Raw genomic sequence first — 19,474 nt, 5'->3', positions numbered from 1 at the left:
ACGCACGCAAGCTCTCGACCTTTGCGCGACAAAATTGCACACGGCCTCGTCTTCGACTATCATCGCGCCCGCCATGAAGAACGGTCGGAAAACCGCACATGCATACGGAGGATCAGGCAACAAAACGGGGTTGGTTCCGCAGGCTGCTGGCTGCACTCGGGTGGCCGCTGAACGCCGAGCCCGTCAGCGCCGCTGGGAACTACGCCTTCATCAGTTACCATCACCAGGCAAACGACACCGTCCAGGCCGAATGGCTCTTGACGGCGCTCGAAACATATTCCGTACCGGCAGATCTAGCAAAGCAGCTCAAGGTGCCGCCGCGCCTCGGCAAGGTATTCCTCGCCAGCGCGGATCTTGCGGCGACGCCCCATCTATGGGACGTCATTGTCGCCGAGCTCAAGAAGAGCAGGAACCTCGTCGTGCTGTGCTCGCCAGAGGCTGCCGATCGACCCTGGATCAATGATGAGATCTTGGAATTCATCCGGCTAGGTCGGCGCGATAGGATCTTCGCCGTGCTTCTCGAAGGAGAGCCGGCCGAGTCATTTCCGTCTGCGCTGCGCACGATCAGCACGAGGCCCGACGAGGTCGAACGGGCATTAAGCCGCCGGGAGGAGCCTTTGGCGGCGGATCTCAGGCCAGTGACGGACGTGAGCCTGCGGCGTGTGCGGCGCATAGCGCTGCTGCGGCTTGTTGCGGGCATGCTCGGCGTCGGCTTCGACGCGCTTCAAAACCGCGATCAAGAAAGGCAGATGGCGAATATCCGCCGCATCGCTTTCGGCGCCGTGGTGGCGACTGTCATCGTGTCCGGCCTGGCTGTCTGGGCCCTGATCAACCGTGCGGCTGCGGCCCGCGAGCGCGAAGCGGCCGTCAATAACGAGGCGCAGTCGATTGCGCGTCTCGCCGACAACTGGTCCGCCCAGAAGGAAGTGCTGGATGCGGAATCGGGATATGCGGCCTCGATCGCCGCCAAGGACCGCGCCCAGGTTCGAGAGTCCCTGCTCCGGATAAGGGCCCAGGGCATTTCCCATCTCTGGGACGCGCCGTCCCGCATGGGCGGCAACGCAATACTGACTGTTCCGGACGGCAAGGAAGTGGTCGCCGCGCAGGGCGATTACACCATCCGAGTGCTGAGCATCGCCGACGGCTCGGAGCGCATTGAGCTTGGCGGACACCGCGCCCTGGTCGTAGCGCTTGCACTGTCGTCAGATGGCAAGCGGCTTGCCAGCGCGGATGTCGAAGGATCTATCCATGTCTGGGATATGCTCGACGGATCGTCGATCGAGACTTATGCGCCGCGACCGGCACGCGTCGTGGCCCTAGGCTTCGACCGGAACGGCCGTCTCTGGAGCATCAGCAGCGACAACCAGCTGGCGCGCAGGGAGGTCAATGGAACACTCGCGACCACCCCCATTCCGGGCAACAGCGTCTCCGCCGCGGTCATACGGCCCGACGGACCTGAGATCATAGCTGGAGACACCAAGGGCTTCATCCGCAGGATAAGTCCGGAAAACGGCACTGATCTCTCGGTGTTCAAGGCCGACAAGCTGGCGATCACATCGATGGCGGTCGATACCGAGGGAAAGCGTGTGGCCGAGTGGGGCACGGACGAGCGCTATGTAAGCCATACCGGAGAGCCATTGCCCTGCAAATGCGTGCGGGTCTGGTCGCTGGAAACATCCGCCTTCCTGGGAGAACTCTTTGACAGCCCCGGATATCCGGGTCAAAGCGCGCTAACCTTTTCGCCTGACGGCACCATGCTGGCGATTGCAACGCTGAGCGGCAGCGAGATCTGGGATATCGGCTCGCAACGGCTCCGGAAAGTCGAGGCTAGGCGTCATGGTGTCGGCGCGGTGTGGTCGGCCGCGTTCTCGACCGACTCGAAGCGGCTGTTCGCCATCGGCGAACGCCTCAATGCGTACGACGTTGCCTCGCTCGAAAAGCTGGAATGGCTGGGCGGGCACGACACGTCCGCAAGCAGCCTCGCCTTCTCCCCGGACGGCAAGAGGCTGGTGAGTGCTGGGCTCGGGGGCGATCTCAGGTTTCACGACGCCGACACCGGGCAAGAAGTGAGTGTCATCGACGACACTTCCGGCGGATTAAGCAGCATCGAATTCGACCCCACTGGACGGTGGATTGTCGGATGCACATTTAGCGGAGGCCTCAAGCTGTGGGACATGACAGCCGGAATCAGTATCGAGCGACCGGCCCGGGGATATACCAAACAGTGCGCCAGCCTGGATAGCAATGACGGACGCCTTGCCGTCGCGCAAGGCGATATGGTCGTCTTCTATCGGCTGGATGGCGAGCCTGACGGCGTCGTGCCTCTCACGGGCGTCTCTCCCGTCGGCGTAACCTACTCTCCTGATGGGACACAACTCGCCGTGGCCAACAGCTCCGGCCAAATCCGCTTCTACAAAGAGACCTATTACGGAACGCCGGAAGCCGTGCCGCTCGCGCCCGATATCAATCGGCTTTCCCATATCGCATTCAGTCCCAATGGCAGGCTGTTTGCCGCGGCGGGCCAGAATATTCTAGTGATCTGGTCGGTAGACAAGCCGGTGCAACCGGTGCATGCCATCACTATTCCCGGAGAGGTCAACAGCATGACCTTTAGCCCGGACGGCCAGCTGGTCGCTCTGGCGATGTACGGCGGCGTCAGCATTATCGACGTGATCAATGGGACGGTGATTGCCCATATCAACCCGTATCGCACGCTCAAGGCGCATATAACGAGCGTTGCCTTCGATCCTGCAGGCAAACGGCTCGCCATCGGCAGCGATCAGGGCGTCATTCGCAACTACACGATCGGCGACGGCGCGGAGACCTGGACCATTCGTCCTCCAGACCGCATGCCGGGCGACTATTCCTTCACGCCAGATGTGGCGTTTTCACCAAAAGCGGCGCGTGTCGCGATAAAGGGGCTGGACCAGAGCATCCGGCTCTTCGACCTCACCAGCCGGCGCCTCATCGACACGATCAGCGGCGATTATGCCAGGGGCGAAGGCTTGCTGTTCTCCGCCGACGGCAGGACGTTGACCACGGGTTCGCAGAGAGGTGTCATCCGGACCGTGACGCTGGATGGACACTCGGTGGACGAGATCGCGGTCGCGAAGGACGACCAGCCCGTCAACCTGATCACGGCGTCTAAGGACGCATCGCTATTCGCATTCGCCACGCATGACTCCGGCCAGAAAGATGTGGATTCGACCACTATCGTCGTCTGGGACAGGAAGGCGGGAAAAGCCAATGCCGTCCTCACTGGTCATGGCCGTGCCGTAATGTCGCTGGCCTTCAATCCGGTGGCGCCCGTCCTGGCCTCATCATCCTATGACACAACGGCACGGCTATGGGATCTGACTCGGCCCGGCTCTTACCGGGACCTCCCGGGGCATGCCGGCTCCGTGACGTCGATCACCTTCAGCCCAGACGGCAAATTGGTGGCGACGGCGTCTCGCGACGGCTTCGTCCGTATCTTCGATGCCTCCACCGCGGGGCTCATTGCCACGCTGGAAGCCGCCACCGACGGCAGCTATGTCGAGCAGGTGACCTTCGCACCGTCGGGAGACGTGTTGATCGCCAGCGGCCAGGGTGGCACCACGATCTGGCAGGCGGGGTCCTGGACCTCGCTCGTCCATCTCAGCGGCCATAATGATCAATGGGTCCAGACGGCGGCGGTCGATCTAACCGGCACCTGGCTGCTGACGACATCGCAGGATCCCTATATCCGGGTTTGGGACCTGAAGGCGCTAGCGCGCTTTCGCGAGGAAGATCCTCAAGCCATTCTCGCGGACAGCGTGAAACGTACCGATCGAAGCCTCGGCGATCTTATGCCGCGGTGATTGCCGGCGGGTTGTGCGGCGATACAGCGAAACCGCAATACATGGCCGCCCTTTTGCGTCTTGGCCATTGCGCCCGTGCCGCGTCTCTCTGTATGATCGAGTTGCGCGCCTTCACCACAGAACCATCTGGTTGCGCATACAGCATGCAGCGCCAAATGGGGACGGGAGAGCATGGTGGCGAAGACAAGCAATGCCGGGGAGACCTGGGCCGAAATCCTTGGGGCTACCGATCCAGATAGCGCATTCGGCGAGGTTTTCTTCGCAACCTACGGCAAGCGCCTCTGGGCGCCGGACGCGCAAGACGCCCTGGCGGCGCATGCATTTCATATCGAACTTATATCGCGGATCGCCACACAACCTCTCGGCTATAGCGAGGGCGTAGAGGAGCGCGCCCTGACCAGCGTGTTCGATCTTTTCGCTCGGGCTCGCGCGATATGTGACGCGAACCTGAAGGGGACCACCTTCGAGACGCTGGTCTGGTACGTGCTCAACACCCACGTCCGTCCGTTCACCGCCAAGTGGCACGCGAAAAAAGCCGCGGGCGTGCTCAATGCCCTCGACACGACCGATCAGTTCCGCGCCGAACTCAAAAACGTCCAGACGGCACTGATATCGCTGGATCATGCGCTGCAGGCGGTCATGTCTGCCGAGGGCTACCTCATCCCGGATGTTGCGGCATCGAATCCCAATCTCGGATCGATCGACGATGAAATGTCAAAGTCCGTCACATGGCGGCCGATGGGGGAAAAGTCCGCCGCCAAAGGCGAAGCACATTGGGACCTTGTGGAGCAAGAAGCTGTCTGGATTCGAAGGCGCCGAGAAAGTTACAGCTTGACAACCACTCAACCGTGGGCAGCAGGGCTCGCGCTGTCGGGAGGGGGTATTCGCAGCGCGACGTTCGCACTCGGCGTCATGTCGTCGCTCGCCAAGCGCGATCTTCTCCGCCAGTTCGACTATCTCTCGACCGTTTCGGGCGGTGGCTATGCCGGAACCTTCCTAACGCAATTGCTCGGGTCGCTGCCGGAGAGGGGAAAGCCGGCCCAGAGCGGGCTTGTGCAGCCGGATGATCCGCAGCTTAGCCTGAAGCGGGATCATCTACCATTCGCCCGCAACGAAGGCGAATCGGAGCTGCTTCGGACCATCCGGCAGAATGCCAGCTATCTCTCGGGATCGCTGTGGGAACGGCTCGGGATCGCGATGACCCAGGCCTATGGGATCTTCATGAACCTCGCCGTCGTGGCCCTGTTTGCCGCCGCCTTCGCCTTTGTCGACTACGTGCTTCGCGAGATCGTACCCGCACCGGCCGGCCAGTGGACCTCGATCATGTCAATCGGCCTACTTGCGGTTTTCCTCGCGATCCCGCTGCTTAGAAAGATCGCGTTGTTCTCCGCGGGCAGTCTTTTCTGGATGGCGGTGCTCGGGGTCATGTTCCTGCTGCCGCTTTTTTGGCTGGCGCTCGGTCTGGTGCATACGCTGTGGCAACCGATCACAGCTCTGTGGAATACTCTCTACGATGTGCTGGTGAAAGAGGTACCGGAGAGAGGGGTGATGACGACGCTCGCTGCTGTATTCGTGTCGGGATCGGCATTGGCCGGCGCTGTCATGGCCCGGCTCATCAAAGCAAGGCCGATCCTTTTGACTATTCTCATCTTCATCTTTTTTGCGGTGCTGGAGACGATCGCCTTCTATAGCTACACCGCGCTGCAACTGCCTTATGCCACCCTCACATTCGCCAGTCTGATGGTTATCTTCGGATATCTCTGGCTCTTCCTCGACGTGAATTCGATTTCTCTGCATGGCTATTACAGGGAGAAGCTCGCCACCGCCTTCCTGATCGATGCGGCGCGCCAGCCGGCTAAACCGATCCACCTCACTGAATTCACTCCCGATTGGGCGCACTTTCCGATCATCAACTGCGCCGTCAACCTTCCGGGCTCGAAGAATGCGTCGATGCGGGGCCGCCTGTCGGACGTTTTCTCGTTCACGCCCGTCGCCACTGGCTCACCGGTGCTCAAATACGAAGCTACAAGCCTTTGGGAAAAGAGACATCCGCAACTGGACATCGCCACGGCGATGGCATTGTCGGGCGCGGCCGTCTCGCCGCAAATGGGGCTGCGTACGTCGCGCTATGCCAGCTTCTGGCTGACGCTGCTGAACCTCAGGCTGGGCGCATGGCTTCGGAGAGCAGGCGAAGACGAAACGAAAGGCCCCGGCATCGGCTATCTATTGCGCGAACTGAGCGCGACGGCCGATGAAAATGACGCCTATGTTAACATCTCGGATGGAGGGCATATCGAAAATCTTGGCGTCTACGAACTGCTTCGGCGCCGATGCCGCTTTATCGTCGCAGTCGACGGTGAGAACGATCCCCAGATGACTTTCCATGCGCTCACCAACCTACAGCGTCTGGCCTACATCGACTTCGGGATTGTGCTGGAGGTCAACCTCGACGACCTACGCCTGAACCAAGCCGGCCTAAGCCGCTCGCATTTTCAGCTATGCCGCATCCTCTATCCGAAGGGCGCCCAGGATTCGGAGCAAGAGATCGGATATCTCGTCTATCTCAAGCTATCGCTGACCGGCAACGAGGGCGAGTTCCTGCGCCGCTACAAGCTCGACGAGCCATCATTTCCCCATCATTCGACGGCCGACCAGTTCTTTTCCGAGCCGCAATTCGAAGCTTACCGCGCGCTCGGCGAGCATGTAGGTGAGAAAATGTTCCTTCCAGCGATCACAGGCGATCTCGGACAGGATGTCATGTTAGAAGAGTGGTTCCGGCAGCTTGGGCGCAGCTTCCTCGATCCGCGCCCCGCCGCGTCGATCAGCAGGCCTGCTGCGGTGCCGTAGCGCAGGGCTAGCGCCTTATGTTCTTAGATCAATCGAGAGGCGGAAGCACCTAGTATGCTCGATCTCCTTCGCATTCATGTCATCTGGGACATCCAGTCGGCCGCGGCAACCCATACCGCGGAAGTCATTTCACGGCATTTCGACGGTATCGGAATGGAGCGTGAAGGCGTCGCCTTCCGCGTCCCCGTTCGTTTCAGAAGCGCACCTTGGAAACTGGGCTCGCTCCACCCGCGTGCCGTCGAGCTCGATAAGGCGCAGCACAATGCCGTGGTGCTCTTGTTCGACGACTATATGAACACCGAGCGCGCCGCATGGGAGGATTATGTGCGCGGCATCCGGTCCGCGATCGACACGCGGGCCGGCGCCGATGTCTACATGGCCTTCGGAAGTCCTACTGGGGAGACGCCATTCGCCAGTGACCTGGCCCGAAACACGCAATATGCCAGGCGCGACAAGTGGCATCGGCTTGTGTCGGACAACGCGAGGGATAGCCGTCTCCTGCTTCATCTTCTGCTGAAACTCAGAAGGCACCTGCGCGGTCCGCTCGGCAAGGACACGCAGGCAGAGCCGCTTTTCGTCAGCCATGCCAAGGCAGATGGAGACACCACAGCACGCGCAATCGTAGACTATGTGAACGACAGCAGCAACGACGTTCCAGTGCAGACCTTTTATGATGCGATGGAACTCTCGCCGGGCGACGATTTCGAGGAGCGTTTCGAGGAGGAGATCAGCAAGGGCACCTTGCTGGCGATCGTGTCGGACATCTACGAGGCGCGCCCGTGGTGCGTCTATGAACTGACGACGGCCAAGCGGCATCAGCGCCCGATCGTGCTGGCGGATGTCGGGAAGGTCCGTGTCAGCCGGACATATCCCTATGGCGCGAACCTACCCCGTATCCGCATATCGCCCGAACAGGAAAGTTCTATCTGGGTCGAGCCTTTGCTGGTCGAAACTCTATCCGAGGGGCTTAGATGCGATCTCTTCGTTGCTCACGCCGGACAGATCCTTGCGGCAACCACGCTGAAAGATGTGACCGTGCTTCCCCGCCCGCCGGAATTGCTTGATATCGTCGAGCTTCCCGAACATCCCCATACCATCGTCTATCCGTCCCCTCCTCTCGGCAAGATCGAGCGCGACATATTGGAGAAGGCCCTCGCGCGCGTGGCGCCGGGCTCGTCGATATTGAGCTTGGGAGACGTCATATGACCGTTTTGGCGGGCAAATCCGTCGCGATATCGATAAGCGATGCGCCGGACAGGCTCAGACTTGGCTTCCCCGAGCGCGAGATCGAGCGCATAGTCTATTCGATCTGCATGGCCGTAGTTAGGGCCGGCGGCCGGATCTTCTATGCCGGTGACCTCCGGCCAACCGGCTACACGTTCAAGATATTTCGCCATCTCGCAGGCGCTTACGCCGCACAGGGAGTGACGCCCTTCACCCATGTCGTCCCGCAGCCAGCCCTCATGCGATCAAAATTCGACGAATGGGACCTTTCGCTGAAGGAAGCCCGCAACACCGCGAAGACATTGCTCGTTATAGGGGATGACGTGGTCGCGTTTCGCCGTGCTGCCGACGGGCTTTTGGTCGGTAGCGCCGGAGAAGTCCCATCTCTGCTGATCAAGGACGAGGCTGCCTTCATTGCATGGCAGTCGTCGCTGCCGCGCGTTGACGACGCAGTGGCCTTCACCATCGCCCGCAAGACGGTCACCGTCATGACGGAAGCGCGGATTGCGATGGGCGGCAAGATGGGGCTGCTGAACAACCCAAATGACCATTATCGGGGCGCTGCCCCGGGCATCATCGAGGAAGTTACCCTGAACCTAGAGGCGAAGAAGCCCTGCGTGCTGCTTGGGGCCTTCGGCGGTGCGACTCGAGACGCGGCGATCGCGCTTGGTCTGCTGCCGGCTGGGCATAGCGTGGAGCGGGGGACACAGATGCCGTCCTATCATGATGCCGTCGCAAAACTCGGCGGATTGCGCAACGCGCTACCACCCAGCTTGCGGGACCGATTGGCCACCCTGGCCGACGATGATGGATCGGAAACGCTCGCCGCAGCTGTCGTCGCGGTCATAGCAGACTGGGCGCAGAACGCTTCGCCGCCAAGGAGCGATTAGGCCCTTCTTTCAGCAGCGGGAATTCGATCTGTTTCCCATGCCGCGGCGGGTTAAGCCTCCGACAACGCCAGGCGAAAACCGAAATCCGTTGGGCGATGCGTGACGGGCACGCCATGAAGGCGGAGATAGCTCCGGACCTCAAACCGGTCGTTCTTGAACGAGCCGCCGCGCAGGACACAGTCACTCTCGCGCGTTCCTTCCGCAATCACGAACTCCCAGACATTGCCGGCCATGTGAAAGCAGCCAAATTTGCTAGCGCCGTCCTTGTAATCCGTCACCGGGCAAGTCCCGTTCACACCGGCCTCGGCCGAATTGCAGCGCGATAGATCGAAGACGTCCCCCCAGGGATAAATACGCCCCTCCTCCGACCGTGCGGCAAACTCCCACTGGTCTTCGGTCGGCAGAAACCATTCCTCATCGCCATTGGCTTCCGAATTGTACCAGTTTATGAAGGCTTTGGCTTCGAGGAAAGAGATGGACGAGACGGGGTGATGTTCCTGCCCTGCCGGAATGGTGTCGGAATTCGCCCAATTTGCCGGCCCCATCGACTTCTTGTCGCTCGTTAAGAACTGAGCACGATAGGACCCGCCGACCGTCCAGAATGCGGTGTTGTGATATCCGCCGCTTTTCACGAACTCGAAATATATCAGGTTCGTGACAGGGTAAGGCGCGATACAGATCGACTTTGGCAGCCTGACGGCATGGTTTCCGCGCGTCACGACCCATGGGCTGTGACGTTCGTCCGGATCCATGTAGCGAATAACGCTCGAACCCGGCGTAACCCTGATCAGCGACAGCCGTTTCGGCGCCCCAACGAACGCCGGCGAGATCGGAGCCTCGACGCTGCTCTTCTCACTGATCTCAGCCAGCATCGGCAGCAGCTGCTTTGCCAGCCGGGCGCGCGAAGGATCATCGTCAAGGATGGTGCGTCCCAGTTGCGCCGTGATCGCATCCTCGAAACGCGCGGCGGTTGTTGGATGCATTGTTGAGATCAGGCGCTGCAGCAGCACCAGCCCCTGGAATTGCTCGAACGCCGACTTGCCGCTCCCGATGGCGGACAACGCCATGTCAGCATGATGCCGTTGGGGATCCGTTCGCGCCAGGGCGAGACCAACGATACGTGCGCCATCGGTCGCCTCACTGAACAACCTTTCCCCTACCGTCCCCGCATCGCGCTGCCCGGCAAGTGTCTGGGCGCGGTTCACGATCGACGTCATTAGGTTCGTACGCGCGTTGCTGGCCGGCATGCGTTTTCTGATGTCGTCATATTCCAGACCAAGCCAACGCAGCTCCTCGTAGAAATCGTTTGCTCCGTGCGAGGTGAATGCAACCAGTCCCTCCGACATCCGACGTTCATCAATCAGGTAATCGTCGTTGAGTGGCTCCCCGTTGAGATACTCCGAAAGCTTCAGCATGCGGGCGAGCATCGATGTCGTCTGGTGATATTGGTCGCGAAACGGGGACAGCACTTCTGTATAGGCATAATAGGGCTCGTAGCTCACGGGAACTTCGCCCCAGTAAGTCTCCTCCTGCCAAGGATCGAGATGAACCATGAGGCCTGAAAAGCGGGCACGTGCAATGTTGGTCGCGATTTCGAGCCGGTCCTTTTCCGATGCCTCGACCCGGGTGGCCAGAGGCCAGATTTTAATTGTCGGCTCACCGGAGGGCGCGTGCCGGGCCGTGAAAGCGTGCCGTGCGGCGGCAGAAGCGCCGAACACGCTCTGGCGATTGAGCGTGAAGCACACGACGAGCTCGTCCGGCATCTGCAGCGTGCATATACCCGACGTATCGCTAACACCCGTCCGGCTATCGATCAGGATGAAGTCATAGGCTTTGCGCAGATTGACCTTCACCGCCTCGAACAGCACGCCACCGCCAAGCTGCTCGTAGAAGTCATGCCAGTCGAAGGAATTTACCCGGACGCCATAGGCGCTGTCCTGCTTGCCTGCTGGCACGAGGTGCAAGACGCCCCCGTTCGGAAACTCCCAATTTAGAGGGATGGCGTGTGCCAGGATGTCGCCAAACTCCTCGAACCACCGGGAGTCCGATCCGTCATTTTTCGAAACAGCGGCGGTTGCAAAGTCGCGCACGAAATCAATCACACCGGTGGAATGTTCGAGATTCTTGTCGTCCAGAAAGGGTTCGAAATAGCGATGCAGGCCGGGTGCCTCCAGGTCCCAGTCTATCGTCAGAACGCGCTTGCCGGCATTGGCGAGAATCCATGCGACGTTGGCCAGCGCCATCGACCGCCCCGTGCCCCCCTTGTAAGAGTAGAAGGTGACGATCTTCCCTTGTGGCGTGGGCTTTGTCGCGGAAATCATCGGTCGGGACTTCCCAGACTTGGCAACGAACCCGTGGAAATGCCCATGGCCGCAGCGGTTTCGGCCATACCGTCATCTGCGGCCCGTCGCAACGCTGACGCCCGGGGCGTGCCTGGCTGAGCGGATGGGCCGGACGGACCGGACATCAGTTTCTTCATCAGGCGTGAACGTATTTCCTCAATCAGTTTGGCCGTGCGCTCTTCCAGCGTGCTCTGCGAAAAGATCGTGCGCCACTCATGATAGGGCGGCGGGTCCCCAACCTTTTGCGGACACATGGTCTGGAGAGCAATCCAACGCGTGTCGTCTTCGATCTTGTCCTTGACCTCCGCCTCCCACGGAACGATAGCAGCACAGTTCAGATAGTACTTCTCGTCATACTGCTCCATCGATTCCGACACCGCCTCCTCGCCCAGACTTCTTGGGTCGAGAAAAAGCACCGTTGGAACGTCGTTCTCGTAGGTCTCCTTCAATTTCTGCGACAGAGCAGAGTCACAGAGGATTTCTTCGTATCGAAGACCGAGATCGCCTGAGATCTTCTGGGACAGTGCCCCAATACCAGATTTGTCCGGATCATAGGGCTTCCAGTCCCAGCCGTCCCGCGCGAGGTACACGAAGCATGTTTTCGAGATGTTGCCCTGCATATGGGAGGGCTGGGGAGCCGCGTTGCGGGCCGGTGACCAGGCCGACTTCACCTTGTTAAAATCGAGGCTGTCCAAGGGTGTCAGGAGCTCATTTTGAACGGCGTCCACAATCCGGTCCGCGAACACATCGAGAACATCTTCGTAAAGGGCGGGATACGCCCCCTGGAGCGCCGCCAGCTGTCGCATGCCGCGGGAACTATATTCCGGCGGCAGCCTACCATCCTGATATTGCACCTTGGCCGCGCTCTCGGGTAGCTCCGGAATGGTTTTCAGCCAGCGGACCGGGATGATGCCAGTGACGCCTGCATCCTTCTTGCAGCGGTCGAGCAGGACCTGGAATTCCTTGCCGCACCATTCGCGGGTGAAGTAACTGGGGCTATAGAGAACTATCGATGCCTTACATTTCATCAAGGCGTTCTTGAGTTGCTCGGGCCAGAGTTCCCCCGTCTCGATGTTTTCGTCGACGAAGTATGCGTCTTCGATAGGGATAGCCAGCAGGCTGGCGACCCTCGCCCCGAGATCGGTGATGAAAGTTCTGAAGTTTTCACGGAATTGCTCGTGCTTAACATCCTCTCGGGCGTAACTCACAAAAAAGGCGGGCGAGTTGGTCATGAGTCGCTCTTCGCTAGGCTGCAGTCAGCGTCATATTGCTGAACCACTCGATGGTATTTTTAGTTGAAATCCAAATCAAGTTCCCCTTGCAACACTGAGATTGAATTTTCGGGCGCATTGCAAATCGCTTGAACGACTTCGTACTGATCATGGGAAGCAACCCTCTGGATTTGTGGCAACATGTTGTGACGAAGCCGCCATATTTCATGCGCCGCCTATACTTAGCCAGCGTCAGCTGATCATGTGCGTTCAGGCCGAATTCGGCCACAGCGCAAAGCGCGACGATCGTTGGTCCAGTGTTCGCTGCAATCTCTGCGGCGGTGCGGCGCCAAAGCGTATCCCGTAGAAGCAAGTCCGCCTCTAAACGCTTCGGTTTTTCTGTAGTCAGCACATCAGTTCATTGCTAGCCTTCGACTGCCGGGGCTGTCTGAGAGGGATAACCGAATGTCTGATAAAGCGTCAGAACCCGAGAAGAGCAACTTCGACGTCTTCATCAGTTTCGTCGCCCAGACAGATTATAAGACGGCGCGATTGATAAAGAATTTTCTGGGAACGTTCCACAAGAGGGTTGATGCTAGCGGACTGAAAATCCCCGAGATCAAAGCCTTTATGGACACCGATAATCTAAGACGCAGCGTTAACTTGTCAGGTAGCCAGGATCTCGATGACTCGCTTCGATCCGCGCTCTCGAATTCAAAAAATCTGCTTGTCCTGTGCTCGCACGCGACGCCGAGCTCGCACTGGGTGAGAAGCGAATTTCAATGGTATATCTCGCAGCGAGGTTCGAAAACGGTGCTGCTTGGTGTAACCGAACCACTTGATCCCACGAACACCGCAGCGAAATTTTTCCCGACCTACGTGACGGAACACGGATTAGAGAAACGGCTTTGGTACGATTTCCGCTCCGTTCGACTACGAAAACGAGATGGCATCCGCCCTAGGCCTATCGAGGACGTACTCACCCAACTGGCGGCGCATCTGACCGGACGGTCGGTCGAAGAGACCACCTCTGCTTGGTACCGTGAACAGCGACGCATCGCCCGGATGCGCAGTTATTACATTGCAGCAATTGCGGTTACCACTGTGGTTGCGGTGATCGCCGGCTCTGTTGCGTATCTCTCCCATCAGACAGCTGAGCGCAGTATGGCGGACAAACTCATCCAGCAAGGCCTTAAGGCCGAGGCCGATGCGGACATCGTGTCCGCCGCGACCGCATATGCTCAGTCACTGAGCCACGCAGATACCCGCATCGCCCGTTTTCAAATAGCGGGATTGCTCAAGACGCCGGTATCACCGATCAAGCTTTTCCAGCTGCCAGTGACAGGTGCAGAGGGCGAATTGTCGGCGGTCGCTTTCGTAGCAAAACAGAGCTTCGCGATCGGCGACAAAGCCGGCAATCTCATACTCCTAGACATCGAAAGCGGTGTTGTGACTAGGCTTGCGACGATGGCCTCCGGAATAAATGCCCTGGCATTTTTCCCGATCAGCAACCGGCTAGCGGCCGGCTTGGCTGGTGGCGACGTCATTTCCATTGACCTTGCCACCGGAAAGTCGACCCAGATCAGAAAGTTAAACCAACCGATTCTGGGCCTGAAAGCTGAGAGCGAACGCGAATTGCTAGCAATCGGGGTGGCAAACGATGCCGGTGTGTTTGTCCTAGACAAAGACGGCAAGCAGATGATGGGCCTGGACACTCACACCGATGATGTCCAGGCGCTGGCGTTCAACGCGGACGGCACGTATCTGTATTTTGGAGGTTCCAGCCCTTACATCTGGGCCTGCCCTGTCAGCAACGATCAATGCTCCATGATCACCCGAGTAGAACAATATGTCTATTCGATCAGCGCGAGTGCGACGACCCGTTACAGCCTTGCTACGGTAGGAGATCAAGTTCTTCTTTTCGATCATGCTCTCCAAAAGATGGACACCCTCTCGAAATCCGGGGGAGCGCATTTTTACGCCAGTTCGTTCGACCCGTCTTCACAGTTTGTCGCGATCGCGTCTTCCAGAGGGTTTATCGAAGTCTTCGACGTTCAAGCCAAGCGGGCGATCCTCAACACACGAGGTCACCAGGGAGAGAGCTACGCCTTGGCTTTCAACTCGACCGGCGACAAGCTAGTCTCCGTCGGCCTGGACGGCACGGTCATGGTGTGGAACTTGGAGCGGGACGCCGCCGTCATACCTTCGCAGAAGTTTACACCGACAGCCCAGATGCTGACACCACCGCAGCGTAATCAAATCATCGACATGAGAGTTCTCGATGACAAGCTTGCCGTCGTTGCCTTGGCCGATATGTCGAACCGCATTTACGAGCTGCCCTCACTTTTGCCCGCTCCCCTAGATGACAGCCCGGCGGATATGGGAGGCAAACTGGCTTCTTCATTCGTCCGCGCGCGCGGCAGGACTGCATTCGGCCAATTCGATCCAATCGCCGTTTGGAAGAGCGAGCACGAAGCCGCAGCCTCCGCCCTTGATAAACTGAGCGTCGAGGCGACGGCTTCGGCAATTTCCAGGGACGGCCGTTTTGTTGCGCTGGTTTCGAAAACTGGCGACGTTTACATTCTCGACTCGTCCAAAGGCATTACGGTCAAGGGCCCGACGAAGATCACGAACACGACCGCGATCGCGTTCGTCTCATCCGAGTCGCCTTCCATTGCGGTTGCGGACGGCGACGGTAAACTCACGATGTTGACCATCTCTGACCTCACGCATCAATACTCCGGGACGATCCACTCTGGCGCGGTAAGAGCGATGGTTTATTCAGAAGCCGCAAGAACGTTGGTCGCGATCGGTGACGATGGCTTTGTCGGCGCGATAGATCCGGCGACGACCCACGTTCGCAAGTCCGTCACTGACGCCGGCGCGCAAAGCCTAGCAGTCGCCCCGAACGGCAAGGTCGCCGCCGTGGGCTCTTTGACCGGCACAATCGAAATCTTCGACATTACATCAATGGAGTCGCTGGCGAGATTGTCGGCCAATCAGGGTGGCGTAAACGCGATGGATTTCGATCCGCGTGGCCGCTACTTATATTCTGGGGGCTTCGACGAAGCCCTGCGCCGTTGGGATATCGATTCGATAATCTCTGCCAGCTTTGGCAAGGTCGACGATGTGTTGGCGAGCACGGCGGCTATTGAGATGCCAAAAGCGATCAAGGTATCGGAATCCTCGAACAGCGAATAGTGGGGGGATCCAAGCGCGATGCAAACGGTGCAGGGCAGCCGCTCTGAATCGGCTAGTCGCTTGTGCGCGGTCGTAAGGATGCACCAATCATCTACGTTCAATCACGGTCCAGTAAACCTTAAGCCAACCTTTTCACCGATCGAATGCGTGAAACCCCATTAGGCGACTCCGGCGATGAATACGATGCGTTTTTGTCCTACAGCACTGCCGTTGACGGTCAGCTCGCACCAAAACTGCAAAACGCCATCGAACGGTTGCCGCTCCTTGGTATCGACCCCGGTCGTTAAGAATTTTTCGCTACAGCACAAACCTGAGTGTACCTCCCGATTTGTGGCAGGCTATAAAATCTTCCATAGCCGACGCGCGCTTCTTTATCCTGCTAGCGTCGCCTACGGCGGCGCAGTCCAAATGGGTCAAAAGAGAAGTTCAGTTGGCTGAATTACCACGGTTCAAGTCGGTTTCTCATAGTCCTGACATCTGGCACCATCGCGTGGAACGATGTTTGCAACGATCAGGGTTGGAGCAATACGGACGCTTTGCCGAAAGAACTGGCGCAAGCGTTTTCGCGTGAGCCCGTGAGCCGCTTTACGCAGACTTACGGTGGGCCAACGACCCCGAACGGGTCATGCAGCGTATCATTTTCCGCTTTCCGAGTTCGAGAAGCTCACGAATGGTTCGACCGATCGGCCTGATGCGTCCTTTTTCACAAGGTGATAACCTGGAAACGCTCTTGCGCAGGGTGTTTGCGCCAGACGGCAAACAGAGAGTTGGCCGGTGAAGCAAATCTAAGGCCGGTCAACTCTAAGCAGAATCGACGAGGACCACCGCACGTTTCAGCTTCGCAATTGTGCTGTTACTGGTTGATTCACCGACCGATTAATCTATCCAATGTTTGGGGCGCATTGGAAATAAACTGTCTTCAAGTCGGCATTCCAGTTCAACCGTCGGTTAAGATCTGGGAGACGCTGTGAACCGAAGGAGATAAAGTGGACGACCGGTTTGAGCGCCGAAGCATTTGGAGAGCTTTTCTCGACCGTGTGTTTGGCTATGATTTTTTTATTTCCTATTGTTGGGCGGATGGTCAACGTTACGCCACGGCGCTTGCGAAATATTTGGAGGAGCGGGGATACGAACTTTTCCTCGATCGCAAGGATTATGATCCCGGCGATGACTGGGTGAGGATCGGCTCGTGGAGCCTAGCGCGTACCAGCCAATTGATCCTGGTGGGGACAGCTGGAGCACTGGATTCGCCGCCTGTGCTGCGAGAGGTCCAACGCTTTAGCGCGACGAAGAGGCGGATCATTCCGATTGCATTTGGCGATAGCCTAAGCATCGAGTCCTTGAAGAACTCAGGTCTGGCCCCCTTCCTTCCAGAAGAAGCGCTGCGTGTGCTAGAGCCGGCAGAATCGATTACTGCGGGCCCGACAGAGGACGCCATCACCCGAATAGTCGGGTCGTTCACCCACATGCGCCAGGACCGTAAGCGTGCCGCAATTTTTGCATTTGTTGCGCTGGCCCTCGCTGTTCTGACCGCTGTTTCGTTCTGGTTCGAACGATCTGCCAACTACCAGCGCTTTGTGGCATCGGCGAATCTCATGAGTGCAAGGTCTAGGCTAGAATTCGAGCACGGCCGCAACCGCATGCTTGTCGCAGCGATGCTGGCGCGGGAAGCCCTCTATCGTCTGAAGGAGAGTGATCAACCCCACACGGAAGCTTTCGAGGTTCTGCAAAGGACCACCAAACTCATGCCGGGTCGGCCTACGGCACGGCCGGAGCTGCCCTCCGAGGCGGACCAAATGATTTTGCAAACACGCACAGAAACGCTGCAGCTGATGCTCGCTGATGGTGAGCTTTGCTCTGTATCCTTAGCCGATCATACCGTCCACTGCTTGTCTACAGGGCGCCAGCTTACGCAAATCGCCGATATTCCTGGGACCACGTTTTTCGCAGTCTCCGACAAGGATGGAAGGCTATGCTTTTTCTCCGCTTCGGATGGTCGGGCACCCCAGCCCGTACATTGCGAAGAACCATCGATGTTTCAGTTCCAAAGCGATCCTTCGCGAGGAACCTCCGATTGGCTTGTGACCGGAAATGGCCAGATACTTATGGCGTTTGATGGCGACAGGATTTGTAGTTGGACCCTTCAGAATGGCGTATCCCCATTGTACCGACGCTGTCACGTCATTGCCGGGATCAGCCAATTGCTCCCCTACGGGGACGATCGGGTCCTCGTCGTCGCGAACAACACGGCGTGCGTCTATGCGGCAGACGAGCGCGAGACAATTGCCGAGACTGCCTCCCATAAATGTGCTGCGGTGCTCGAACGCGTGGTTGGCGTCCTGCCTGATCTTTATTTGGCCTCGGCTAACAATGACCGGGCGCAAATTCACGACTTGACGCGCAATGCCACTTTCGACGTCGCTGTTGATCATGTCTGGCAAGTGATCTTAAACCGGGACTTTCATGTCGCTGCAATCCGTCAAATGCCCCAAGCCTCCACTCGGAACGAGGTTTTTCTTGTCGATCTCTCTACCCAACTGGAACGCACCCGTCTGGGCCATGACGGACGGATAAATCAAATTATGATAGTCCCCGGCACACCATATTTGCTGACGCGGAGCGGCTCCAGCTTCCCGTCGGATCACACGGTTAGCGCCTGGGATTTGCGAAGCGGAGAGGAGGTTCGACGTTTCGTGGTTGAAGGACCGGCGACAACGTTTGCCATCGCGGAAGATACGTCGGTGCTTGCCGTTTCGGTCGCACGAGAGGAGGCACCCCAATTTCCCGCCAGCCTCGTTTTCTGGCCGCTCGACTGGGAACTGCTTCAAACGGTGCCTCTTTTCCAGAAGATCGTCAGATCGCACATTTATGTCGACAGAGCACCGGCCGTTGCATTGACCGGAGAGTCCCTCCGCACGTGTGTGATGGAAATCGGCGGGTCACTGCAGCAACGATGCGTAAATCACGGGGATAGTCCGACGGATATTGCATTTGTGTTCCCCGATAAGCTGATTGCCGTCATGGGAGATGGTGAGCAGGCACATTTGTGTCTCGGCCATTTTGGAGCCAACCCTTTCGACAACTTGGAATGCAAGCAAGGAAGCCCGGGCGCCGTTGAGGCGATTTCAAAAAACGGTCAATGGTTTGTCGTCAGGCAGGAGGGAAGACTGTGTGTTTCTTCGGTTTCGGGTGCACCGCTCAACTCAACTCGTTGCCTTGGCTCAGCAAGCGCTTTAAAAGCGCGTCTGATCTCTAATGATGGTCAGCTCCTGCTCACGGATCAAGACAGCAACGGCACTATCGTCTATGATGTCGGGTCATCAAAGCCGATCTTGACGGTTCCCCCCATCAAAGGAGATTGGGACCTGTCCGAATTCTCAGAAGACTCAAGATCGCTGGCGGTTTCGATAGGAAACGGCGCTGCAACGTCGGCGCAACTGTTCGTCTATGATCTCACCTCAGGCACGGAGCGGGGCCAGCTATCGTTCCCGGAGCGGGTTCTGAGCCTCACGTTTGGAATTCGGAGCACTTTAGTCCTGGGAGCCGAACAATCGAAAGCCGCGTATCTGTGGAATTGGGGGGCCGGGGTGATCGAAGGTCGCATTCCACTTGACTTTCCGGCTCAGGCGATCGCAGTTGATAAATCCGGGACACTTTTCACATTGGCAGGGCCGAGAACCAGAGCTTACGGTGAACTCCGCAGATGGTTTACGACTGACGAGGCGATTTTGGCGGCCTCATGTCGACAACTGCCCGACTCTATTCCAAAGGAGCACCTGGCCACGCATGGAACCGACAACGTGCCAATTTTCGACTGCAAAGCGCGTTGATGCGCGCCCAAGTTAATATTCAACGCTGCCTTCCGATTATAAGAGGTGTTCCACTAGGTGACGGTGGCGCTTCCTCCGTAGGAAAAGTCG

At 58.4% G+C, this 19,474-nt stretch carries 9 protein-coding genes; 6 read left to right on the top strand and 3 right to left on the bottom strand.

Annotated elements, in window-relative coordinates:
* The first annotated feature begins 98 nt into the window (after positions 1–98).
* The 4 genes from FHT69_RS17560 (at position 99) to FHT69_RS17545 (ending at position 8,800) form a co-directional block, all read left to right on the top strand.
* On the top strand, positions 99–3,839 hold the full coding sequence (locus FHT69_RS17560; protein WP_183905711.1) for a TIR domain-containing protein: 3,741 nt from the start codon (positions 99–101) through the stop codon (positions 3,837–3,839).
* A gap of 171 nt (positions 3,840–4,010) precedes the next feature.
* Positions 4,011–6,686 (top strand): patatin-like phospholipase family protein, encoded by a 2,676-nt coding sequence (locus FHT69_RS17555; protein WP_210304272.1) that lies wholly within the window; start codon positions 4,011–4,013, stop codon positions 6,684–6,686.
* Between the two features lie 54 nt (positions 6,687–6,740).
* Positions 6,741–7,892 (top strand): TIR domain-containing protein, encoded by a 1,152-nt coding sequence (locus FHT69_RS17550; protein ID WP_183905709.1) that lies wholly within the window; start codon positions 6,741–6,743, stop codon positions 7,890–7,892.
* Positions 7,889–8,800 (top strand): hypothetical protein, encoded by a 912-nt coding sequence (locus FHT69_RS17545; RefSeq protein WP_183905708.1) that lies wholly within the window; start codon positions 7,889–7,891, stop codon positions 8,798–8,800. The genes FHT69_RS17550 and FHT69_RS17545 overlap by 4 nt, the downstream gene beginning before the upstream one ends.
* A 50-nt stretch (positions 8,801–8,850) precedes the next feature.
* On the opposite strand, the gene FHT69_RS17540 is transcribed toward FHT69_RS17545, so the two are convergent.
* Genes FHT69_RS17540 through FHT69_RS17530 form a run of 3 tightly spaced genes read right to left on the bottom strand, consistent with a single transcriptional unit; the run spans position 8,851 to position 12,765 of the window.
* The gene (locus FHT69_RS17540) at positions 8,851–11,121 is read right to left on the bottom strand and encodes a KGGVGR-motif variant AAA ATPase (RefSeq protein ID WP_183905707.1); all 2,271 of its coding nucleotides are present in this window, start codon (positions 11,119–11,121) and stop codon (positions 8,851–8,853) included.
* Positions 11,118–12,374, bottom strand: a complete 1,257-nt coding sequence (locus FHT69_RS17535) for a TIR domain-containing protein (RefSeq protein WP_183905706.1) — start codon at positions 12,372–12,374, stop codon at positions 11,118–11,120. Before FHT69_RS17535 ends, FHT69_RS17540 begins: the two co-directional genes overlap by 4 nt.
* A gap of 13 nt (positions 12,375–12,387) precedes the next feature.
* Positions 12,388–12,765: a hypothetical protein gene (locus FHT69_RS17530; protein ID WP_183905705.1), complete on the bottom strand. Its 378-nt coding sequence runs from the start codon at positions 12,763–12,765 to the stop codon at positions 12,388–12,390.
* 53 nt (positions 12,766–12,818) lie between these two features.
* Between FHT69_RS17530 and FHT69_RS17525 the strand changes: the two genes are divergently transcribed.
* Together FHT69_RS17525 and FHT69_RS17515 are read left to right on the top strand one after the other, a co-directional pair.
* Positions 12,819–15,554, top strand: a complete 2,736-nt coding sequence (locus FHT69_RS17525; RefSeq protein WP_183905704.1) for a TIR domain-containing protein — start codon at positions 12,819–12,821, stop codon at positions 15,552–15,554.
* Between the two features lie 986 nt (positions 15,555–16,540).
* Positions 16,541–19,384 (top strand): toll/interleukin-1 receptor domain-containing protein, encoded by a 2,844-nt coding sequence (locus FHT69_RS17515; RefSeq protein ID WP_183905702.1) that lies wholly within the window; start codon positions 16,541–16,543, stop codon positions 19,382–19,384.
* The last annotated feature ends 90 nt before the right edge of the window (positions 19,385–19,474 follow it).

Origin of the sequence: Rhizobium sp. BK008 (genome assembly GCF_014197345.1) — a bacterium.
GTDB lineage: Bacteria > Pseudomonadota > Alphaproteobacteria > Rhizobiales > Rhizobiaceae > Rhizobium > Rhizobium anhuiense.
The sequence above is the reverse complement of the archived record's forward strand: the minus strand, read 5'-3'. Positions and strand labels throughout refer to the sequence as shown.